Source organism: Pseudoalteromonas fuliginea (assembly GCF_000690055.1).
Lineage (GTDB): Bacteria > Pseudomonadota > Gammaproteobacteria > Enterobacterales > Alteromonadaceae > Pseudoalteromonas > Pseudoalteromonas fuliginea.
Genome location: NZ_JJNZ01000048.1, coordinates 1 through 23801 on the forward strand (window position 1 = coordinate 1; position 23801 = coordinate 23801).

Genomic DNA, 23801 nt, shown 5'->3' on the forward strand with positions numbered 1-23801 from the left:
GATAACTGCACAGGTAGGTTTTGGGAGGGACGTTTTACGTCCCAAGCACTTCTGGATGAAGCGGCACTTGCTGCTTGTATGGCGTATGTCGATTTAAACCCAATTAGAGCCAAAATGGCTAAAACGCCTGAGGAATCAGACCACACCAGCGTTAAACAACGACTAACATACGCAAAAGAAGGCAAACAACCAAAACAACTACTGCGTTTTGCAGGAATACCACGTCAAATTATGCCAAAAGGGCTGCCGTTTAAGCTTAAATCGTACCTTGAACTTGTTGAGTTAACTGGACGTTGTATACGAGAAGACAAACGAGGTTATATTGAAAGTTCGCACCTACCCTTACTCGAAAGAGTGAATATATCCCCCGAAAACTGGTTAAAGCTTACAACCCAATTTACGCGCGTATTTCATGGCGCAGTAGGCAGGCCAGCCTCACAAGAAAGTTATTGTGAAAACTTAAAGCGAAAGCGGCGAGCGAATATCAGTAACTGCGAAAAGCTACTTGCATAAAGCTTAAGCTACTCAGTAAAACTATTCAGTAATAAATCACAACTGCACCATGCAGCCATTTTTATGCGTGTGATTTAGGTTTAATAGAGTTAATGACTTATTTAATAGGTGAAATGAAAGTAATCCAGTAGGAAAGGTAAATTTTTAACCTAAAAGATAAATTTTATGACACAGTTTGGCTTGTATAATTAAAGTGGCTGTCTAGTTTCGCCGTTTTCGAGTTAAATGAAAATTTAACGAAATATGAGTCAGGTGAGTTAAAGTAAGTACAGGCATAACTGTCTGTCGTTTTATTAAATCGATGATTTACGCCAAACATTTTTTATTATTGCTTTCCCGATGATTACTTAGCGATTTTGTGATATTTGCGTGTACTGCATTCCTTTTGGTTTAAAGTGTTCATTTCTGTTTTTATTTAGCTAAATATTGTCTTGCTTAGGTTTTGGCTGAGTTTTAGCACGGTACTAATAGCAGTAATAAATAGCAGTAATAAACGGTTAAATAACGGTATTGAAAATACTTTGTTATAGTTATTTCAGGTACCTACCTTGTTGTGAATTTTATGTATACTGTTACTTAAAATATAAGGATTTAAACAGTGGGATCAAAATGCTAATACAGCTTATTATTGGAACATTTGTTATTTGTGGTACGGTGCTAATACAGGCAATGTTTATTGGTGTTTTATCTAAGGTATTGACAAGTATTGGTGATTGGTTAGTAAAAAGCTCTAATACTCTAAAGATGATTTTAGTTGTAACGGCAATGGTAATTTGGTTGGTAGGAGGCTTAACGGCGAGTGCGTGGTTATGGGCTGCTATATTTTTAATTTTTGATGTATTTAATGAGTTAGAGCCCGCACTTTACTTTTCGGTTGTCACCTTTACAACACTTGGCTATGGTGATGTTGTACTGGGTACGCAATGGAGAATTTTGGGCAGTTTAACTGCTGTTAATGGGTTAATTATAGTAGGGTTAAATACAGCCTTTTTGATGGAAGCTATTTCACAAATAAGAAAGGCACAGTTAGAGGGCTCAAAATGAATGTTATTAATGTCGATAGCTTTTTGACATATACGATTGCTATTATTGTATTCTTTGTTGGAATATACCTCACAAAAAAAATTACTTTTTTGCGTAATTTTAACATCCCAGAGCCTGTAACTGGTGGCCTAATTGCAGCCATATTAATTACCTTAACCTATTTTATATTCGAACGAGAAATCACGTTTGACCTATCTACGCGCGACAAATTACTGGTGTATTTTTTTACATGTATAGGGTTGAATGCACGGGTAGCCGATTTAGTTCGCGGCGGCAAACCGTTAATCATATTATTAATACTCACATTGGCCTTTATTATAATTCAAAATATTGTAGGTGTAGCGGGGGCATTCAGTCTTAATCTACCCGGTGAAATTGGGTTGTTAGCAGGGTCTCCGTCACTCATTGGGGGCCATGGAACAGCTATAGCTTGGTCTCCGGTAATCGCGCAAAGAGGTGTTGAAAGCGCGTTAGAAATTGGTATAGCTTCAGCAACGTTAGGTTTAGTTATTGCAAGCTTAATAGGTGGTCCTATAGCTAAGTATCTTATTAAAAAATATAAACTATCCAGTGAGTCTGCTCCCTTATCTGTGGGTATTAAGTACGCTAAGTTTGATTCTGAAACATTTTCACATTTAAACTTTATGAGTGTAATTTTAATAATTCATTTATGCGTTATTGTTGGGTATATAATTAATGAGCATTTAATAAGTCTAGGTATTAAGTTGCCTTTATTTGTTTCGTGCCTATTAGTTGGTATGTTGTTATCAAATACGGTTCCTTATTTATTACCAAAGCTAAAGTGGCCTGCAAGAACAAAATCTTTGGCTATTGTGTCTGATTTTTCTCTTAGTTTATTTTTGACCATGTCTTTGATGAGTATGCAATTGTGGGTAATTGCAGGTTTAGCAGGAGACTTACTGATTATTTTGGCATTTCAAACACTAACAGCAATTATTTTTATATTGTTTTTAGTGTTTCCGTTAATGGGAAAGAACTACGAGTCAGCAGTTTTAAGTGCAGGCTTTGGTGGTTTTGTATTAGGCGCAACGCCTACTGCTATAGCTAATATGACGGCAGTGACCAAATCGCATGGGCCTGCACCGGTCGCGTTTATAATATTACCTTTGGTTGCGGCATTTTTTGTCGATATAAGTAATTCGTTTATTATAAAATTAGCACTGAATTACTTATAATTCAGTGCTGACTTTTTATTTGTTATGGGCTGCTTGTACTGCTTCCGTAAACCCTATAGCCCAGCGATCAAAGGCTGCTTCTATGTCGCTAAATGTACTCCATGGTTTATCTTTAAATAGGTAACTTCCTTGGCTACCTTCGTACACGACGGCGTTAACTTTTCTGCTTATAGAGTCTCTAAAAACTCCCTCAATAGATACTTCACCGACACTGAGTGTTACGCCTGGTACTACTAACAGTGTCGCATTCATTAGCGATGACGGAGCTTTTAAGTTAGATAAAGTAAACGAAATTCTTAAAACGTTTTTGTCTGGTTGTGTCACAACTTGATAGCCTGAATTATTCAGTTCAGTGGTCATCGCTGATAAAAAATAACTTTGCAAAGATTGGATATCCTCGGTAGATATATTTTTTATATCTGGATCTGAATAATCGATTTTGATTGGATCAAACATAAACTTTTTATAATCTGCGAGTGTGGGCGCATCAGGCCTGATGTAAACTAACGCAGGTTTCATTGACTCATCTTGAATTAAGCCCGCTAAGTCAGCATTTATATCTTCTTTTACTACATTCTTACTTATTCCTGTACAAGCACTTATAAACAGAGTGGTAGATATAATAGATCCAGAAATTAACTTTTTAATTTGTGATTGTTTCACTGAGAAAAACCTTAATTAATTTGGGGCTCAAAGAGCCCTGAGATTTATAGTTGCGAACTATTTGCTGTTTCGTTTGATGAAACTTGCAAAAATGTTGCATAAAGCACCGGTACAACAAGTAATGTGAGTAGTGTGGCAAAACTGAGACCAAATACTATAACCACAGCCATTGACTGAAAAAATGCATCAAAAAATAGCGGGATAACACCTAGCGCAGTAGTGAAAGATCCTAATAATACTGGTCTTACACGGCTAGACGCCGAGTCAACAATTGCATCAAAACGAGGTTTGCCTTCTTCTATTTCAGTGTCCATTCTGTCGACTAAAATTATACCGTTTTGGATTAACAATCCTGAAAGCGAAAGCAACCCTAAAATACCCATAAACTCTAGTGGTACACCGGTCACAACTAAACCAAACACAACACCAATTAAAGCCAATGGTACAACAGACCATATGACTAACGGCTGCTTAATTTTGCCAAATGATACAATTACAACAAGCACCATAGCTAAAAAGCCAAGGGGTATTGTTGACATTAAATCACCATTTGATTCGCTCGAATCGCCAAACTCACCACCCCACGTTAAGTTATATCCAGAGGGCAATGCAATATTTTCGATTTGTGGTTTTATTCTGGCAAGTAATTCACTCGAAAGTTCGCCAGCTATAGGATCAGACTGCGCCTTGATCATAAATATACGGTCTTCCGCTTTTATTTTACTGTCGCGCCATTTGGTCTCAAACCCATCAGTTACTTGTAAAATAGGAACAGATTTACCCGTTACCGAGCTTATAACCTGTATACTTTTTAAGTTGTCTAGCGTGGCTGAACGAGTTGTTGGTGTTTGAGATATTATAGGTATTAAATCGTTACCTTCTCTGAAAGTACCAATTTTTTCGCCGTTGTAAAAGTGAGCGATTGCTTGGGATAAATCTTTACGAGATACGCCCGAAAGCCTTGCTTTATCTTCTGAATAAATAGGCTCAATAACGGCTACTTTTTGTCGCCAGTCGTCTTTAACAGATACAGACTTACGATCAGAGGACATTATTTTTTTAGCTTGTTCAGCCAAGGAGCGAAGGACAACAGGGTCGGGGCCGCTAAACTCGGCTTCAATTGCTGAGCCGCCACCAGGCCCTAAAATAAAACGCCAAGCCTTTGATTCTGCTTCTGGGAAATTCTCCTCAACGTATTGTTGAATAACAGGAGTCATGGCATCAATTTTTTTATAGTCGTCGACTTTTACAAGAAGTTGGCCGTATGCTGTGTTAGCTGACTGTGGTGAATAGGTCAGCATGTAACGAATTGCACCGCCGCCAATCAGAGTTTGCACACTGTTGACGTTATCTAAAGATTGAACGAATGATTCTAGTTTGATCATTTCGCGCTCAGTTTTTTTGATGTTTGTTCCTTCAGGTAGCCAAAAGTCAACCACCATTTGAGGTGACGTAGAGCGAGGGAAAAAACCTTGCGTCATAAATTGCGCACCCCAAATTGAGATAGCAAACAAAACCATTACGCTTGAAATAACTAATGCACGCGACCTTAAACACCAGCGCATAAGCGCTTTATATTTTAAGAAAAAAGCACTTTCTTTTTCTGTTTTTGAATCGTCTGAATTTTTTGCGTCACTTTGCGGGAAAAGCCAGTAACAGGTCAATGGGGTAATGGTTAATGCTAATACCCAGCTGAAAAGTAATGAGATCATAACAACCCAGAAAAGTGAGCCGGTATACTCAGCTGTTTGTCCTGGTGCAAAGCCAATTGGAGCAAAAGCAATTACGCCGACTAGTGTTCCGGCTAAAAGAGGCCATTTTGTCTGCATAACAATTTCTTTTGCTATATCTAGCTTACGTCGTCCCTGTTTAACACCTACTAAAATAGCTTCTGTTATTACTACTGCGTTATCAACCATCATTCCGAGTGATATTATAAGAGCACCCAATGATATGCGGTGAAGTGGAATGCCCATAAGTTGCATAGTCGTCAGCGTTGCGCCAACAGTAACAAGCAAAATAAATGAGATAACAGCCGCTGAGCGTACCCCCATAGTGAACAATAAAGAGCACACTACAATTACCAATGCCGATATTACATTGACTAAAAAATTAGTAACTGATGCTTCAACTACTTTACCTTGGTTATAGTATTCGCTTACTTCAATACCGAATGGGCGACGGCTATCAGCTTCTTTTATTTTTTCATCAACAGCTTTGCCTATTTCAACAACATTACCACCAGAGGTATTAGATACCCCCATGGCTATGGCTTTTTGACCATTAAAACGGATTAGCTTTTGCGCTGGTTGTTCGTAACCTCTGTATACATTAGCAATGTCTTTTAGATAAATTACACGGCCTTCTGTTGAGTCGGTAACAAGTAAATTTTTTATTGAATCAATGGAATTTAAGCTACCTGATGGACTAAAGCTTAAACGTAAATCCCCAACGTCAACACTACCTGAAAAAGTAATACTATTTTGTTGTTTGAGTATGTCATAAATTTTGTTAATTGAAACACCCAGACTTGCAGCGTTCTCTTGCGAAATCTCTACAAAAATAGCTTCTTGTTGGCTGCCTGCTAATTGTACTTTAGCGACGCCATTAACTTGTAAAATATCTTTTTGTAATTGCTTTGCGTAATTTTGTAATTCAGCGTAGCTATAATCATTACCTGTAATCAAATAAGAGAGGCCATATAAATCGCCAAAATCGTCATTAACAATAGGTGTTAGTGCATCTGGAGGCAAAGTGCTTTTTGCATCACTAATTTTATTTCGTAACTTGGTCCATATGACTTGTAAGTCTTCCTTAGACTTTGAAAATTCATACTTTATTTCAACATTAATCTCCGAGACACCTGCGGATGAAGTAGAGCTAATAGACTTAACTTCTTGGAGTTGTTGTAAGGCGGTTTCAAGAGGATCAGTTACTTCTCTTGCTACTTCATTAGGGCTTGCTCCAGGATATTGAGTGTAAATAAGCGCATTTCTTATGGTGAACTCTGGGTCTTCAAATCTTGGCATTGTGGTGTAAGCATTGATACCGCCAACGAATACTAAAATTATTGCAATTACACACAGTAATTGATTTTTAATGGAAAATTCAGCTAAGTTCATATGTCACCTATTGCTTTTCAGACCATGCATGAACTTGTATACCTTCATATAAGCTCGCTATACCTGCTGTTACTATTACATCGCCCGAAACTAAGCCTTCTTTAATAATCGCATTTTTTGTTGCTGACTTTTCAAGTGTCACAATTTGTTTAGACACGGTGCCAGTATCGGGTGTGACTTTCCAAACATAGGTTTTTTCGTTTTCGATGCCAATAGCACTGAGAGGAACTTGGACTAGACCTTTATCGTTGAGTGTACTTGTTGGGTCTTTAAACCAAACAGTTGCGTTCATTCCTGGCAGTATGTTTAAATTTTCAGGTGATTTAAATGCAAATTTTACTTGGTAGGTTTGTGAAGTCGCATCAGCGTTTAGGTTAGCCTCTTGAAAAACTGCGGGTAATTTATTTGAAGGGTCAAATACAAAAGTAACAAACGCGGCGGTATTACTTGCACTTTGCGGTTTTGCTGTTGCAATAACACTTGCCGGTAGATTAATTGTTGCTTCCATTAACCCATCGGCAATGATACTAACGGCGGTACTACCGGCTTGAACAACTTGTTTTTCTTTAAGGTTAAGCTCAGCAATTAAACATGAAAATGGGGCTTTTAGGGTTGTATCTTCAAGCGCTTTTTTTGCGGTTTTAAGTTTTGTCTCTGCAACTTCTTTATCAGAACGACGTTTGTCTAATTCATTTTTAGCAATCGCATTTGTGCCCATTAATTTTAACATACGCTGATATTCTTTATCTGCGATGTTAAATTGCGATAGCGTTGCATTATAACTTTCTTTAATGTCTCTTGAGTCTAAAATTGCAATTACATCACCTGCGTTTACACGTTGTGATTCAGTAACAAGCACTTCTTTAACAATGCCTGATACTTCAAAGCTTAAGTCTGAGGATTTTTGGGGTTTAACGGTTGCTGGATAGCGAAGAAACTGTTCTAGGTTGCTTTCTTTTATTGTAAGTAGTTTAGCGGGCTTACTTGCAGCAAGTGTTGATTCGTTTTGGTTGTTGTTGTCACTACAGCCATTTAAAAAATAAACGCTTAATATGAAGACAGTGAGCTTTAAATAATTGAAGATCATAAATAATTCCTAACTTTTAATTTTTAACTTTAAAGCCAATCTGTAAGCTTTACACCAATACTTAAACGAGATGAGTGTTGGTTATAATAAATAAGCCCATCGCCATAGCCATTAAAGTATTCTACATAGCCTCTTAAGCGGTAAGTGAGAGGGAAAGACCAACCAAGTTGAAAGGTACTTCGGTTGTTACTTTTTAGATTATTGCGAAACATCAAATCTAAGTTATGGTCATTGTTAACTTGCCACAACACACCTAATTCACCATATCCGTAATAGTTTTCTATATTTGGGTTATCGTCGCCATCACTTAAAAAAGATGATTCTTTGTCATCTTCAGGGAGTCGCCACCAAGCTTTAAGATTCCAAACTAGGTCATCATCAACAATAGTGACAGCTCCAATTACTCTGTTCCAACTGCGAGATAAAGTACCTGCTTGGCCATTAGACTGGTGATTAAACGATAAGGAGGTGTTGCTAATATCAACACCTAAAAATTGCCACGGACGACTATAATTGAATATTAATTCTGGTTCGTAGTTAGTTTCTCTGAATGGCGCTGAAATATCGCTATTATATGATTGCCACCAGCTAACCGCTGTAAACGCTGCATAAATGTCTAAGTCGTCAAAATACGCATTTTCCATAGCTAAATATTTTAATGAAACCTGAAACTTGGTTTCGACATCATCAAGTGATTCGCCTTCTAAACGTTCTTGATAAGGCACTGAGCTTACATTGGAATAGCTAACAGGCAAAACGTAGTTGGGTTTGTGAGGTAAAATAGAAAACGGATTAGGAGATGCTTGGTTTTCTAATACCCTCCTTTTTTCGATAGAGTTTGTAAGTATATCGGAGCACTGTTTTTTTAGTTCGCCAATAGTTACATTATCATCGGCATTTATACTTTTTTCAGCTATACAGGCTGATAAATCAGCGGTTTGCGACAAGGTTGAAAAAGGTATTAATACACAAAGGGCAAATGGCAGCTTATATTTAGACATTATGTTTACCAAGGCTTTCTTGTAATTATACATGTTGTTTACTCTTTTGTAACACAGCTTTATTGCAAATTATTGAAATTATATACTAAAAGAGCATGATTCACTTTTTAATAAATACAATTGAATTAGTTTTTAGGTAGGAGTCGCTAAATAATACATTAACAGTTATGAAAAGCTGTGACCTAAATCAACTAAAACCATTTTTTGGATAGATTTAATTTGCGTGCCGTGTTCACTTTTTAATTTTATGAGAGAAGTAAACCTGATACTGAGTATATTGAAGTAAAAATTATGGCGAAGGGTCTTTTAAAAAAGGGATCCCTTGCTCTAAAAGGTATTTTTGAGCCTCATCAGTATGGGGCTTAAATGCCTTCCAACGACCAATTGCTTTGTTGTTAAGTGGTTGGCGTACCTGCATTTTACTGGCAGTAGACACCGGTGCGGTGTTTAAGTGAAAGTCTATACACTGTTCTTGCCACTCTAAATCACAAAAGCTGACTAACTCTTTTATTTGCTGTTCGGGCTGTGCGACTAGTTCTTCGTATTTTACAATTTTGATACTGCTGTGCACGGTGCTGAAGTGCTGCATGAGTGAGTAAAAGCGGCTATAAAATTTAGCGGTGTCGAGTAAATCGAGTGAATACGCGTAGTATGGGTTATTAATAGTAAATAGCTGGCGGTAGTTACCAATACAGGTGTCCATTGGATCGCGCAGCATACAAATAATTTTAGCGTTTGGCAGTGCTTTAGTGATTAAGTCTATATAAAAAAAGTTAAATGGAAGTTTATCTATAAAATGTTTATGGCTGCCAGTAGTTACGCGGGTGGCGTTCAAATACGTTGAGCCAAGCTCATTAAAATCAAGCTCATACGCTTTAGTTAATGTTTGTATGTCGAGCACGTTAGGTGTGGGTGTGTTGCTTAATCTTTTTACGCTTAGGCCGAAGTCTTGTAATTCACCGGCTGACTGCACATCACTGTGGCTCGATAATATTCTTTCAACTAACGTGGTACCAGAGCGGGGCATACCTAATACAAAAATAGGCTCAGCGGTGGGGTTGCCGTTTACTTGTTGGTTTTTGTGTTCAGCACTGAGTTGTTTTATATGTTCGAACAACGCGTTTGACGATGCGTTATCAAACGGGGTAAGCGCATGCTTTGCTGCTTTACCTTGTTTTAACGCGGCAAAGGCGTCAGAAAATGCCCCAATGTCTTGGTATTCTTTTGCCAGTGCATGACCTATGTGTAATTTAGCATCAGGGTGTGAAACCTGCTCAAATACTTGTTTTAACCTTGTAATATTATTTTTTTGCTTTGTCGCTTTAGTTAAATCACTGAGTGCAAAGTGGCTTTGATGATGAAGCGGATTGAGTGCAATAGCATGTTCAAACGCGGTGTGTGCTTTTTCAAATAAGCCTAAAAACTTGGCGCTAACGGCAAAGTTATAATAAAACTGGGGCTGTGGTTGTTGTTTGGCATTGGCTAAAGTAAGTGCGCAGTCAAAATAATTGAGTGCATGTTCGTGAAGGCCTGCTTGCGTAAGTGCAACGCCTAAGGTATCGGCGTCGAGTGCTTTTTTTATTTGTGCAATAGGCACCGACAGCGCTACATTTTTTGCTTTTTTTAAGTCACCTGTAAGCGCATAACATTTTGCCAGTTGTGCGGTATATTCAATACTTGAACCCAGCGTCAAGGCTTTTCGATTAGCTTTATGGCTTTATAAATTTGCCCTACCTGCAAGTTAACCATTGCCAGTAAAAAATAGCCGTCGGCAAAGTCAGGTTTATGCGAAACCAGTTCTACTAAGTTTTTGTGGGCAAGTTGTACTTTGCCTTCGTTTAAATATTTAATGGCGCTTTGATGGAGTTGTTTTAAATTTGGCTGCATTTTTTAATTTGTATTGTTTGGTTACGCGTTAATAAAGAAAAAAGGCTCAAATAAATTTGAGCCTTTTGATTGTACTTAAACTTAACGGTTAATTATATTTCAAACTTATAATTAAATTTAATACCGACCGTTAATGGACGGTTGATAAAGTAACCATAGTTACGTTGTATATCAGTTCTATTTGCTGAGGTAATATCAGCGTTTGAACGGCGAACAGACGTAACGGCGTATTTATTAAATACGTTGTCTACGTACACAGTAGCAGACCACTCATCGGCGGTTAGTTTAGCCGATATGTTGCTTAAGCTATAACCTGGTAAAGTTTCACCATTGTCGCGTAAACCAACACGAGAAATCACATCGCTTTGTGCTGTAATACCGTAGTTAATATCAAGCGTTTTGTCGTTAAACACATCAGTTTGATAGTTTACACCCATTGAAAACTGGTGCTCAGACGAGCCAGGTAAACGGTCGCCATCTTCTGCGCCATCTGTGCCGTCTGAATTAAATAAGAACGGTGCGTCAGATGTTAACTCTGCTTTTGTGTATGCATATGTAGAATACACAGAGAATGAGTCAGATAAAATTGCACGCGACGATATCTCTATACCTCTCGCATTGGCTGAACCCGCATTAGACAGGTACGGTAGTTGGCCTACCTCGGTTGCACCGGCAACTTGTGCATCGTCCCAATCTATATTAAATAATGCGGCGTTAAAGTGTAAACGGCTTCTTAACCATGTACTTTTAAAACCAAGCTCGTAGTTAGTTGTTGTATCTGCATCGTAAAGCATTTCACTTGGGTTACCACAACCTGCTTGGTTAGCTGGTAGTGGATCAGGACAAGGTGCTAAACCATTTGAACCACCAATTCTGAAGCCTTCACTTATTGTTGCGTAACCCATTACTGAATTAGTAAATTGATACTTGGCGTTAAATTTAAATAGGCTGCCGTTGTCGCTTGCTTCATTTTGTTCAAAGTTAAGTGTTACGTCGTCTGGGCCTGCGCCGCCGAATAAGGTATTAAATAATGGAAAATCGACCGCTGACTCAGATTCTACATCGTATTTGTAAAAACGAGCACCAACGGTAATATCGAGTTTTTCGGTAACTTGGTAGCCAATTTCACCAAATAAAGCCGATTCTGTTATTTCAACGCGGTCAACTGAGTAGTATTCAAGTTGGTCTGGACGAGATTGATCTGCGCCAAAATTTTCTACTGCAAAGTCGCCAAAGCCTGGCGTGTATTCTTGGCTAGACGCATCGCTTTCAATTTTGTTGTAAAAGCCACCTACAATCCAGTTAATGTCACTGTCGTTTTGTGATACTAAACGAATTTCTTGTGTGAACGTGTCTTGCTCTTCAATTTCACGGGTAAACGTTGAAAACGAAGGAAATTCTTCATAGCCGTAATCTAGGCGAATAAGTAAGTCTGTTTGATCGCGTTGACCGTCGGCATCAAAGCTCGAAATACCGGTTGCCGATACGAGCTCTGCAAAACCTAGGTCGGCTTTTAGTTCAAGGCTTAGTAATTGATCTTTTTTCTCGCGAGGTTCTTCAAAGCGATAAGCCGATTCGTATTTACCTATTACGTCGCTTAAACCGTTGTTTGAATTAAGGCTGTTGTAATGAACAATCGAGCGGCCTTCGCTGTCTTGGTTTTGATAAAAGTAGTTAAGCGTACCTTCAAACGATTCATTTGGTTTAAAGCGAACAGAAATACGACCTGTAGTGGTGGTTTCGCCGTTGGCGTCTTTTACATTTTTAAGGTTGTTACTAACTGCTGAGCTGTCGCTCCAATCTGGATCGGGTAGTGATACGCCAGATTCACGCACTACGTAGCCGTAATCGATAAAACCAGGGTCTTCATATACGTTTAAGCTGGCGCGAACTGCTAATTTATCTTCGATAATAGGAAGGTTAAATATAAAACCGCCTTCGCCACCTAAAGAGCCACTTTCTTTTGTTTGAAACAGGTCGCCGTAAACTTCAAGCGATGTAAAATCAAGCTCCGGCTGTTTAAGCATGTAGCGAATTGCACCGCCTAATGTGCCTGCACCATAAAGGGTGCCTTGTGGCCCAATTAATACTTCAACACGCTCAATATCTACTAGGCGCATATCTACCGAAACCGGAATTTCGTTAATGTAAGTAGATACTGTGCCGCCATCTGATGATGGGCCAGACGAGTTTGTATTTAAACCACGAACAATAATAGGCGAGCCTGAGCGGCCACCTTGATCAGTAATTGTTAAACCAGGTACCCAGCGCGCTACATCCGCAAGCTCATTGATATTTTGATCTTTCATTATATCAGCGTCTAGGGCTGTAATATTTAACGGTGCATTTTGCACAGAGCCGCTGCGCCTTGTTGCTGTAACTTCGATTACTTCGAGTGATTTGTTTTTAGCTGCAACTTCTTCTTGAGCAAGTGCGGCATTGGGCAATAAAAATACGCTAGAAACAGCGCTCGAAATAGCCAAGGTTAACAAGCTTGGTTTAAACATAAAAAGTGATCCCCGGTTCAAAAGTTTTACATTAGTAAATTAAGTTAAGCAGTTTATCAGGGAGTGAAGTCGCTTGGAATATTTAAATTGAATTTTAATTCACTTTTATAGAATAAATATGATTTATGTGTGGGGTTTTTATTTAGCTAATAGGCAATATAAGCAATAGCTTAGTGCTATTAGATACAGTTAGGTTAAAAATCACACCCTTGTTTAAAGGTAAATAGTCATTCATTTTTTAAAATGGTGTTATGACGTGCTCGTTAAACAAATTATTACATTAAAATTGATATTTCATAACGCCATTACTTATGTTTTTATCAGCACTATTAAAGTGTATTTTAATCCCCATTAAGAATGTTAAGTCGCCATTATTAGTGACAGTTTAAATTATTGAGTGAGCGTATTTGATTGCCGCTTCGTATTCTCTTTTTTTATTTTGTCCGCACTTTTTTGTGCGTGTTTTTAAGGATTAACAATGAGCCAACTATTCTCGCCTTTATCGCTTGGGCAAGTAACACTAGATAACCGTATTATTATTGCCCCTATGTGCCAGTATTCAGCCAATAATGGCGCTGCTAGCGATTGGCATACTATTCATTTAGGCCAATTGAGTTTAAGTGGTGCAGGATTACTTATTTTAGAGGCAACAGCAGTAAACCCAGAAGGGCGTATTAGCTATGGCGATTTAGGGCTTTGGAATAACGAAACTCAACAAGCACTAGACAAAAGCCTAAAAGCAGTAAGGCAATACAGCCCTATGCCTATCGGTATTCAGCTGGCGCATGCCGGGCGCAAAGCATCAACTGAAAAACCATGGGACGGTGGCGATGCCATTGCACCTGATGAGGTAAATGGCTGGCAAACGCTCGCACCTTCGGCAATTGCGTACGACGATAAAAGCCCAGTACCAAAAGCAATGAGCCAAGACGACATTGACTCACTAATTAAAAATTTTGTCAGTGCAGCTAAACGCGCCGATGAACTCGGCCTTGATTTAATCGAGCTACATGGTGCGCACGGTTACCTGTTACACCAGTTTTTGTCGCCACTTTCAAACAAGCGCGATGACAACTATGGTGGTAGCCTAGAAAACAGAATGCGTTTATTGCTTGATGTGTTTAAAGCGGTAAGAGCGGTATTCCCCAGTAATAAAGCGGTAGGTGTGCGTATTTCGGCAACTGATTGGGTTGAAGGCGGCTGGGATTTAGAGCAATCGATAGTGCTTAGTAAAGCGCTTGATGAACTCGGTTGTGACTTTATTCATGTAAGTACGGCGGGCCTAAGCCCAGATCAACAAATACCAGTTAAACCTAATTTCCAGGTACCGTTTGCAACAGCCATAAAAGAAGCGGTTAAAATGCCTGTTATAGCGGTGGGTTTAATTACACAGGCGCAACAAGCAGAAGATATTATTAGTGAGCAGCAAGCCGATGGCGTAGCACTAGCGCGTGGCATTTTATATAACCCGCACTGGCCGTGGCATGCAGCTGCAGAGCTTGGCGCTACAGTAACTGCACCTAAACAATATTTACGTTCAAGCCCACATGGGCAGCCATCACCAATAAAATAAGTAAATTACGAGGTTATAACCCAACCCGCGTTTGCTGGTTGGGTTTTATTATTTTTGTAAAGTAGAGACACACATGACCCAAACAGGCGTTTCAGCGCAACCATTTAGCAATACACTCGTTACTATTATTGCTTTGTGTTGCGGTCTTATTGTTGCCAATATTTACTACGCTCAACCTATTATTGAGTTACTTGCCCCAGAAGTTGGATTAAGTTCACGCAGTGCTAGCCTTATCGTATCGCTTACACAAATAGGCTATGCTTTGGGGTTATTTTTTTTAGTGCCATTAGCTGACTTAATTGAAAATAAAAAGCTCATGCTGGTCACTCTTACTGTGTCGTTTTTGAGTTTAGTGGGTACGGCACTTGCTGATTCACCCAATGTAATGCTTATTTTGTGTTTGATGATAGGTATAAGCTCGGTTTCTGTTCAGGTGCTTATTCCGCTTGCTGCGCATTTATCGTCTGACGAAAAACGCGGACAAGTTCTTGGCAATATTATGGCGGGTTTGTTGTTAGGTATTTTGCTAGCAAGACCGGTATCGAGCCTAATAGCCGATCACTTTGGTTGGCGCGCTGTATTTTACTTTGCAGCAGGGTGCATGGTGTTTATTGCAGGCGTAATTTATTTTGCTATTCCAAGTAGGCAACCTACCCATAAAACCACGTATTTTAAGTTATTAAAATCGCTTAAGCAGTTAATGATAAGCCAGCCAGTGCTGCGCCAACGTTCACTTTTTCAAGCGTTAATGTTTGCATCGTTCAGTTTATTTTGGACGAGCGTACCGGTTGTGCTTGCCCGTGAGTATGGTTTATCCCAATCAGAAATAGCATTGTTTGCGTTAGTGGGTGCTGCTGGTGCTGTTGCAGCCCCCATTGTTGGGCGTTTGGCTGATAAGGGCTATACACATCAGGTATCGTTACTGGCCAAACTTATTGCAGCACTGTGCTTTTTACCAAGCTTATTTGAGTTACCTTACGGCATTATAGTATTGGCGTTAACCGGTGTATTTATTGATTTTGCTGTGCAGGCCAATATGGTTTTGGGGCAACGTGCAGTGTACGCACTAGAGCCACAAAGCCGTGCGCGTTTAAACGCTATTTATATGACGAGTATATTTGTAGGTGGCGCAGTAGGCTCGCTTATTGCCAGCCCATTATATGAAGCGGGCGGATGGACAGGTATTGCACTGGTGGCTACCGGCATGCCGCTTATTTCGTTGATTGGCTATTTAGTTACAACTAAAAAGCAAAGTAAGGCTGTGAGTTAAAAATCACTGTAAAGAGCACAATAAAGTCACCATGTTGCGTGGTGACTTTATTTAGCTTGTTTAGGTTAGTTTGGTAGTTAATTAAGTAGTTTGTTTTTTTGCGTTTGAAAAAGAGCTACCAACAGATGCAATAATTACAAGTAAAATAGCGAGCCACTGCCATAAAGTAAGCAATTCACCCAGTATAATAAACCCTGCGAGCGAGGCAATTGCAGGCTCTAAACTCATCATTACGCTAAACCCTTGTGAAGGCATGTTACGCAGTGCAACCATTTCAAGTGTGTAAGGCAGTGCGCTTGATAAAATAGCAATACCAATACCTAGTGGGATAATTTCCCATGTAAACGCGGCGCTTTGCATAATGCCGCCGTAAGGGACTAGCACTATAGCGGCAACGGTCATTCCCAATGCGACAGTGGCTCCACCAGAGCTTTGTGTGCCTGTTTTTTTACCAAATAATATATAACCTGCCCAACACGCACCAGCACCAAGCGCAAGGGCTACACCTAATGGGTCAAGGCTGTCTTGGCCGCTCATATCTGGAAGCAAAAGCAAAATACCGGTAATAGCACAGGCAACCCAAAACAAGTCACGTTTACGGCGCGATGAAAACAAGGCAACAGCAAGCGGACCTGTAAATTCAAGCGCTACACCAATGCCTAGTGGAATGCGTTCAATGGCGTAATAAAACAAAATGTTCATGCCGCCTAAACTTAAACCATACACAATTATAGGAATACGATTACCCGACGTGGGTAAGTGTTTCCAAGGTTTAAACACTAAGCAAAGTATAAATGCAGAAAAACCAAGCCTAAGGGCGGTTGTACCTTCAGGGCCAACAATCGGAAAAAGCTGTTTTGCAAACGACGCGCCCGTTTGAATGGTCATCATGGCAAGCAGCACACACACGATAGCCAGTAAATAACTTTTTGAAGATGCTTGCATAATACTCCTTAATTATACCAATCTGCATAAATCTTTCATTTAGAACAACTAGATACAAAAAATTTTGCCTAGTTCTAGCGTGATTTTATTATCGTCAAATAGCTCCTGTACAAGCAGATTGGTATTACAACCAGTTGAATGGCAGGCATAGTATCTTTTTTTATATTTATACGTAAGGTTTTATGTTCAAAAGTAAGGAGGGTTATTCTAAATTTAAGTGATATTTTTATTACTAAAGAGCAGAAAAAGCTAGCAATCAGGACGAGTGCTAGCTTTTCATTGTATTAATGAGCGCTTTTTACTAAGCCATCTAAAGAGTAGAGGCCTCGTTTTTCGCTATTTTTACGTTTCACTTCTTCTAAAGCGCGCGACTCAACGGCATCAAATAACGCGTTAATGAGTCGATTAAAATGTTGATGCATTGCTGCACGAGCAGCATTTGCATCATGTTGCTTTAATGCATTATAAATAGCAGTATGTTCGTTCATTACGCATTCGTTGTTATTAGCACATACGCTACTGTAATCAGTTACAATTTGTGCATTAGTTAAGCGTAAATCCCATAAATTAGCGACGGCAAATTCAAGCGCTTTGTTGCGCGTTGCACGTGCTATTATTTCATGAAATTCTCTGTCTGCTTGCTCAACATATAAGCCTTCTTGCATGGCTTCAAGCGTCTTGTTTAGTTTTTCAAGTTCTTGTTCTGTAATACTTAACGCTGCTAAAGCTGCAATTTCACCTTCGATGAGTGCACGGGCTTGAGTTAGTTCAAAAGCACTGATTTCTTGGGATTTAATTGGTGCGTCGAGGCTTTCTACTACGTAAACACCGGAACCCGTTTTTACTTCAACACGACCGCGCACTTCTAATGCGATAATAGCTTCTCTAATTGTAGGGCGGCTAACGTCGAACATCTCTGCTAGTTCTCTTTCTGGCGGTAAACGCATGCCAGCAGAAAATTCACCTTGGTTTATTAAAGACTCAACCTTATCAACGATGCGCCAAAATAAGCGACGATTTCCCATATTTTACCTTTATATACCTTAAGGACTGTACGCGCTAGATCTTGTAAAACTTAAAGCGTAGACCAAATGTTAAGACCAAAGGTTACCGTAAAGTTAACCACTATGTCAAAATTGCAAAGTCATATTATAACTAAAATCATAGTACATTATTGGTAATTTTTACATGTATTACCAATTTAATTTAAAATAAATAATTGGTAATCTTGATTGGTAGGTTTTGCTGTGATAGTTTTGCATCGTACTTTTTTGAAACAAATAATTTACATATTGAAAGTGCATGTGCCATTAGCAACAATTGTAAAAAGTAATTTAAGCCAAATTGATTGCCCATGGAAGGGGGTCGCTCTGGCTTAGGTAATATTGGTAGCTAAGTCATATTACAAAATAAATTACTGTGGGCGTTAATTGTCGTTGGTTAACGCCCACATTTATTTTTAGATTTTTAGGATACCGTGTCGTTTGGGTAAATAACCCCTAATTGTTTACGGGCCTCGTCAAGTACTGCCATCACATTACGTGCTAATTGATGTGTGTTAATGTCCGATTGTAACTTTTTTTGACTAACCATTTGCATAAAATGCTCAACTTCAAATTTCATAAAGTGCTCGTCAAATGCGATAGACATTAACTCACGCTCTCCATTGTTAGCAATAAACTCTATTTTTTTAAGTTGTGATACGGCTTCGATACGAATACGGCCAAGTTCGCCTTGTATTTCGGTTATGTTGTCGCCTTGCGATATTTTGGAGTAACTAATAACAGCTTGTTTATCTGCGTAATTTAGTAATACATCGCCCGCACCATCTACACCTGTATCAAGCAATACGCCACTGGCACTCACGCTTTTTGGTGCGCCCCAAAGTGCAATGAGTAAATAAAGCGGATAGATACCTAAGTCAACCAGTGCACCATTAGCAAACTCAGGTAAAAATGTATTTGGCCGTTCGCCATTTTTGTACTTATCGTAGCGAGATGAATATTGACTATATTGCCCAATGTATTTACGTGGTGTGCCAATTTTTACCATTGCCTGTTGCAGCCGTGCAAAGTTAGGCAAGTGAGTGGTCATCATGGCTTCCATGTAAAGGCGCTGATGCTTTTTTGCTGTAGCTATAATGCTTGCAAGCTCTTTAGAATTGGCTGCTGATGGTTTTTCGCCAAGGACATGTTTACCCGCTTCTAGGCACATAACGGCATATTGTTTGTGTAAGCTGTTAGGGGCGGCTATGTAGACAGCATCGACATTGTGATCTTGGCAAACTTGCTCGATTGAGGTGAAAATTTTAGCTTGTGCATTTTGTGGGTGTTTGGCTAAAAACGCTTCGCCGCTTGATACTGCACGCGAGCACACTGCGTACAAATTAAAATCGTTTAACGTATTTGCAGCGGCTAACAATGTGTCGCTAATAAAATTGGTGCCAACAATAACAAAGTTCATACCCGCTCCTTAGAAAATATAAGAGCGCTTAGTCTATCACTTTTTTAGCCCTGTATGTACGAGGAGAACACCCAAACCAGCGTTTAACATTAGCACATAATGTTGCTTGCTCCTGATACCCTAAAAGCTCAGATATGGTTGATATTGTATATTGGTTCTGCGCTAAGTAATGAGCAGCTAAAGCGCGGCGAGTGGCATCTTTTAGTTTTACAAAGCTCGTATTATGTTTTGCAAGTTCTCGGTGTAGGGTGCGAGGGTGCATACCCAGCGCAGCAGAAATAGTTTGGTTACTGCATTGATAAATAGGCAACATTGGCCTTATTAACGCACTGACTTGGTTGGGTAAGGATTGCGTGTGCTCTGCATTTTTGGCTAAAAAACTCAGCGCAGCTTGTACCTTATTTAGCTCTGATTGTTCAAGCTTAAGTGCCAAGTCGCTTTTCACTATTACAATGCCGGCGCTATTACGGTGTTCTATAACGTCACAGCCAAAATAAGCGTTATAAGCGCGAGCGTTAGCACTTAATCTTTGTGGCAAAAATACATTCATTGGTTTACAGCGGTTATTGCTCAGCTTTTTTATAATAGCGAGTGCTAAACCAATGGTAAGCTCAATTGCTTGGCTAATGTTAGGTAAGGGTTTAAGGTTAATTTCGAATGAGAGAAATAAGCTTTTTTCATCCTCTAAAGGGTGCGACGTTAAACTCAGTGCAGGGCTATGTAAATGCAAGTATTTAACAACCCAATTGAGCGCATCACCTAAGTTAGTGCCGCTTTTGGCTGCTATTGCAACGTGTCCTAAAATATCAAAATTTTGCCTGCTTGCAAGCTGAAGGCCAAAGCTGAGGCAATTAAATTTACACGCGCAGTACTCTAATACCTCGGCGTAGGCACGATAAGGCAGATATTGGTTTTCCAGGCATTCAAAGTCAATATTAATATTATTACTTCGCATGATCATATACGGATCGCCGCCAAACTCTCTAATTAGGGTATCTATACCTTGTAGTGACGTAGCTCTAATTAGGCTGCTCATAGTTAACCTCAAATAAACGGTGTCTAAAAATATCAAGTTTTGCTGAGTTTTTCTATGCACTATTGCCATTAAAGCCGTTTAAATTTTAATTAAGGTACACCATGAACAACACCGCATTTGACTACATTGTTATTGGAGCTGGCAGTGGCGGTTGCGTTATTGCATCGCGCTTGTCAGAGGATAAAAATGTAAGCGTTTGCTTAATTGAAGCAGGAAAAAGTGATAACAGCGCATTTGTTCAAATGCCAGCGGGAATTGCGGCGAGTGTGCCTTATGGTATTAATAGTTGGCATTACAATACAGTAGTGCAAAAAGCGCTGAATAATCGTTGCGGGTTTGTACCTAGAGGCAAAGTATTGGGTGGGTCAAGCTCGACTAATGCAATGGTTTATATTCGAGGTAATAAATACGATTACGACCAATGGGCGGCTAGTGGCAATACTGGTTGGGATTTTGAGAGTTTACTCCCATATTTTATTAAAGCTGAAAATAATAAAACGTTTATAAATAATGATCTTCACGGTACAAAAGGCCCACTGCATATACAAGAGCTAAATAGCCCAAGCCATGTCAATCAATACTTTTTAAATGCCTGTGCTGAGCAGGGCGTTAATTTAAGTACCGATATAAATGGCGAAGAACAAAGCGGTGCACGTTTATCGCAAGTAACGCAGCACAATGGCGAGCGTTGTAGTGCAGCAAAGGCATATTTAACACCGTATTTAAACCGCCCAAATTTAACTGTATTAACCAATAGCCATGTTAATAAAATAAATATAAAAAATAACACAGCGAAAGGCGTGCAAATAGAGCGCAATAATCAGGTTATTAATTTGCTCGCACGTAAAGAAGTAATATTAAGCGCAGGTGCTATTAACTCTCCGCAAATATTGATGCTTTCAGGCATTGGGCCAAAAAATCACTTAAAAGCGCATAATATTGACGTTGCTGTGCCGCTTGAGGGAGTCGGTAATAATTTACAAGATCATTTAACCGTGGTGCCATTATTTAAAGCCAAATACAATAAAGGCACGTTTGGGATGAGCCCGTTAGGTATAGGACATATTTTAAAAGGTTGTGTAGATTGGTTTTGCAAACGACAAGGGCGTTTAACCAGTAATTTTGCAGAGTCGCATGCGTTTATTAAATTATTTGAAGACTCGCCAGCGCCAGATGTGCAATTAGAATTTGTTATTGGGCTGGTGGACGATCATAGTCGTAAATTACACACTGGGCATGGTTACAGTATTCACAGCAGTATTATGCGCCCTAAAAGCCGAGGCACGATTACGTTAGCTGATAACAATCCGCGTAGTGCACCGCTTATCGACCCTAATTACTTAAGCCATCCAGATGACTTAGCAGCAATGCTTGCAGGCCTTAAAAAAACACTCGCTATTATGCAAAGCAAAGCCTTTGATAGCATACGCGGAAAAATGGTGTATCCGCTTGATATAAATAACGATGAGCAACTTATTGCATTCATTCGTCAAACAGCAGATACCGAATATCACCCAGTTGGTACATGTAAAATGGGACAAGACTCAATGGCTGTGGTAGATACAAGCTTAAGGGTTCATGGGATGAGTAATTTACGCGTGGTTGATGCGTCTATTATGCCTAGCATTATTACTGGTAATACTAATGCACCCGTTATTGCTATTGCAGAAAAAGCGGCTGATTTAATTAAATCATCACTTAGAGATTAACGAGCTATAAAAGTCATTTAGCCATTGTTGCCAATCGCTTTCAAGGTGCAGCATTTGCTTATGTTTTTTAGCATTTATGTGCTTAGTTTCATCTTCATTTGCCATATAGGGGCCAACGCGACAAAGCGGGCAATGGTTTGGTGTTAAGTATGTAGGCTTTGTAAGACGTGAGCTTAATTCGCTAGTATTTTTATCGATACTTTTTGGGCTGAAAACGTAAGTTATACCGCTGGTGTCTTTGACGTGTTTATCGCGGTCAACATTACGAATTTTATAACCTTCAAAGCGGCTAATATCAAAAGGCATTTGCCCACAATACTCAATGTTTAGATGAGTATTTAAACTGCCTTCTATATTCCATTCGCGATAGGGTTTTACATCCTTTGAGGTGATGTAGCACAGCATTGGACCATTTTTATCAAGCGCATATTCGTTAGCGTATTTAATAAACTGGTGCAGTAAAGCGCGGTTAAGTACATTCATGCTGGTTTGGCGCGTGTTGTTTTCAAACGCTTCACGGCCAACAAACGCAGGTATGAGTGGAAACTGAAAAATAACCACATCAAAGCTGTGCTTGCTTTTACTTAGAGCTTGCCAACACGCAGGGTTTGTTACGTCAAAACCATTGAGTACTTCAACGTTGTGCGCTTTTAAATTGCTAAGTGCATTGTGCTGGTACTTTTGCTCAATTGTGGTCTGGTCATCGAAAGTAGATGCAACTAAAGCTTTTGGCGATAGGTGAGTGTAAATAGCATTCGAAAATGATAAATCGCCATCGCCTACGGTGAGTATTCGCCATTGAGGATTTAAGTACATATTTTATTTAGCGTTTATGTTTGTAGCAGTATTATTTATATCGCTATTTGTTTGTGAGTCTTTTGCTAGTAAACGATGAAACGCAAGTCTGGTTTTTAACCCTTCTATTGCGATTTGTTTAATAATAAGATTAAAAGTAATTAAAACAGCAAAGGCAATATGAATAGGACCATGAGTAAATCCTGCATCTGTATCGTAAAGTGTTAAACCGAATAGCAAAAATAAGACGACTAAAAATATTTCGAGTAATTGACTTGAATAAAAGCTTAAACGACCTTCACTTTTATGATCTTTTTTAATGCGAATAGCACAAAAAAAAGGGATCACTTTGATTTTAAATGCAGCGTTTTTCTCTACGTAGTTTTCGCCTAGTTCATCGAGTTGTTGGCGTAGTTGGTCAATCATAGTGTGTCCTCAAATAGCAGTGCGCGGATATTACCTTATTACCGAACAATATTTAAGTTTACAGCTGCTATTTAGGGTAAATACTCATACCAATAGTCAGAATGTGACAAACAAACACAACAGAGGTAAGTACAACACGCATTTTTTGGTAATCCTTGTGGTAGGTTTGCCATTGCGCAGTCGCTTTTTCAAAAAGTAGCACAAGCCAAAAACTTATAGCTAACCAACCCAATGCCCACTCAACAGGTACAAAGGCTAAAAATGGCACAGGAATAACCGGTAGTACGGCTTTTACTGCATCGCTATAGCTTTGCTCACCCGCTCGCCATAGGTTACCTGTCATAAATGCTAATATAGCAATGCTATAAAAAGTGAAAAATTCTAAGTTAATACTGTTACTACCAAACACAAGCGGCCAACCCACGCAGCCTAAAAATGGTATTAAGCCTAAGTAGCCTAATTGAATGTGATTGATAAACTTTTCCATAACAGTATGCCCTGTGTTTATATAATTAAAAGCGCGGGTATTGTAACAGTATTCTGGTCCAAAAATTAGAGCCCGTT

Annotated in this window: 17 protein-coding genes and 2 pseudogenes; 6 read left to right on the forward strand and 13 right to left on the reverse strand. The window is 39.2% G+C overall.

The window, feature by feature from the left end; genetic code table 11:
- The 3 genes and pseudogenes from DC53_RS07000 to gltS all read left to right on the forward strand — a co-directional run.
- Nucleotides 1-513 (forward strand): annotated as a pseudogene (locus DC53_RS07000) (transposase); the annotation flags it as partial.
- Nucleotides 514-1122: 609 nt separating this feature from the next.
- A complete protein-coding gene (locus DC53_RS06995) occupies nt 1123-1557 on the forward strand; it encodes a potassium channel family protein (RefSeq protein ID WP_033030687.1) in 435 nt (144 codons plus the stop codon).
- Nucleotides 1554-2753, forward strand: coding sequence for a sodium/glutamate symporter (gene gltS, locus DC53_RS06990; RefSeq protein WP_033030689.1), 1200 nt, complete (start codon nt 1554-1556; stop codon nt 2751-2753). The genes DC53_RS06995 and gltS overlap by 4 nt, the downstream gene beginning before the upstream one ends.
- Nucleotides 2754-2768: 15 nt before the next feature.
- On the opposite strand, the gene DC53_RS06985 is transcribed toward gltS, so the two are convergent.
- The 6 genes and pseudogenes from DC53_RS06985 to DC53_RS06965 form a co-directional block, all read right to left on the reverse strand.
- Nucleotides 2769-3416, reverse strand: coding sequence for a DUF3313 family protein (locus tag DC53_RS06985; RefSeq protein WP_033030696.1), 648 nt, complete (start codon nt 3414-3416; stop codon nt 2769-2771).
- A gap of 44 nt (nt 3417-3460) precedes the next feature.
- The gene (locus tag DC53_RS06980) at nt 3461-6538 is read right to left on the reverse strand and encodes an efflux RND transporter permease subunit (RefSeq protein ID WP_033030697.1); all 3078 of its coding nucleotides are present in this window, start codon (nt 6536-6538) and stop codon (nt 3461-3463) included.
- A gap of 7 nt (nt 6539-6545) precedes the next feature.
- Entirely contained in the window at nt 6546-7625 is a 1080-nt protein-coding gene (locus tag DC53_RS06975) for an efflux RND transporter periplasmic adaptor subunit (protein WP_050484148.1), read from the reverse strand.
- Nucleotides 7626-7654: 29 nt separating this feature from the next.
- Entirely contained in the window at nt 7655-8626 is a 972-nt protein-coding gene (locus tag DC53_RS06970) for a phospholipase A (protein WP_081824571.1), read from the reverse strand.
- A gap of 289 nt (nt 8627-8915) precedes the next feature.
- Nucleotides 8916-10513, reverse strand: a pseudogene (locus DC53_RS0120595) (tetratricopeptide repeat-containing sulfotransferase family protein).
- 92 nt (nt 10514-10605) lie between these two features.
- Entirely contained in the window at nt 10606-13020 is a 2415-nt protein-coding gene (locus DC53_RS06965) for a TonB-dependent receptor (RefSeq protein WP_033030699.1), read from the reverse strand.
- A 478-nt stretch (nt 13021-13498) separates the two neighbouring features.
- On the opposite strand from DC53_RS06965, the gene DC53_RS06960 reads away from it, so the two are divergent.
- Both DC53_RS06960 and DC53_RS06955 read left to right on the forward strand, forming a co-directional pair.
- On the forward strand, nt 13499-14593 hold the full coding sequence (locus DC53_RS06960; protein WP_033030701.1) for an NADH:flavin oxidoreductase/NADH oxidase: 1095 nt from the start codon (nt 13499-13501) through the stop codon (nt 14591-14593).
- Nucleotides 14594-14666: 73 nt separating this feature from the next.
- Complete coding sequence (locus DC53_RS06955; protein WP_008134438.1) at nt 14667-15863, forward strand: MFS transporter; 1197 nt, start codon at nt 14667-14669, stop codon at nt 15861-15863.
- Between the two features lie 81 nt (nt 15864-15944).
- Here DC53_RS06955 and DC53_RS06950 read toward each other — a convergent pair whose 3' ends face one another.
- The 4 genes from DC53_RS06950 to DC53_RS06935 all read right to left on the reverse strand — a co-directional run bounded on the left by DC53_RS06950 (nt 15945) and on the right by DC53_RS06935 (nt 20307).
- The gene (locus DC53_RS06950; protein ID WP_033030703.1) at nt 15945-16808 is read right to left on the reverse strand and encodes an EamA family transporter; all 864 of its coding nucleotides are present in this window, start codon (nt 16806-16808) and stop codon (nt 15945-15947) included.
- Nucleotides 16809-17092: 284 nt separating this feature from the next.
- Complete coding sequence (locus tag DC53_RS06945; protein ID WP_033030709.1) at nt 17093-17833, reverse strand: FadR/GntR family transcriptional regulator; 741 nt, start codon at nt 17831-17833, stop codon at nt 17093-17095.
- 442 nt (nt 17834-18275) lie between these two features.
- Nucleotides 18276-19271 (reverse strand): Gfo/Idh/MocA family protein, encoded by a 996-nt coding sequence (locus tag DC53_RS06940; RefSeq protein WP_008134433.1) that lies wholly within the window; start codon nt 19269-19271, stop codon nt 18276-18278.
- 28 nt (nt 19272-19299) lie between these two features.
- A complete protein-coding gene (locus tag DC53_RS06935; RefSeq protein ID WP_033030711.1) occupies nt 19300-20307 on the reverse strand; it encodes an AraC family transcriptional regulator in 1008 nt (335 codons plus the stop codon).
- A gap of 101 nt (nt 20308-20408) precedes the next feature.
- Between DC53_RS06935 and DC53_RS06930 the strand changes: the two genes are divergently transcribed.
- On the forward strand, nt 20409-22016 hold the full coding sequence (locus DC53_RS06930) for a GMC family oxidoreductase (RefSeq protein WP_033030713.1): 1608 nt from the start codon (nt 20409-20411) through the stop codon (nt 22014-22016).
- Here DC53_RS06930 and DC53_RS06925 read toward each other — a convergent pair.
- The 3 genes from DC53_RS06925 to DC53_RS06915 all read right to left on the reverse strand — a co-directional run bounded on the left by DC53_RS06925 (nt 22002) and on the right by DC53_RS06915 (nt 23724).
- Entirely contained in the window at nt 22002-22832 is an 831-nt protein-coding gene (locus DC53_RS06925; protein ID WP_033030718.1) for a class I SAM-dependent methyltransferase, read from the reverse strand. The genes DC53_RS06930 and DC53_RS06925 overlap by 15 nt on opposite strands.
- Before the next feature lie 3 nt (nt 22833-22835).
- Entirely contained in the window at nt 22836-23237 is a 402-nt protein-coding gene (locus tag DC53_RS06920; RefSeq protein ID WP_008134428.1) for a hypothetical protein, read from the reverse strand.
- Nucleotides 23238-23304: 67 nt separating this feature from the next.
- Nucleotides 23305-23724, reverse strand: coding sequence for a DUF3429 domain-containing protein (locus DC53_RS06915; protein ID WP_033030720.1), 420 nt, complete (start codon nt 23722-23724; stop codon nt 23305-23307).
- Nucleotides 23725-23801 lie beyond the last annotated feature (77 nt).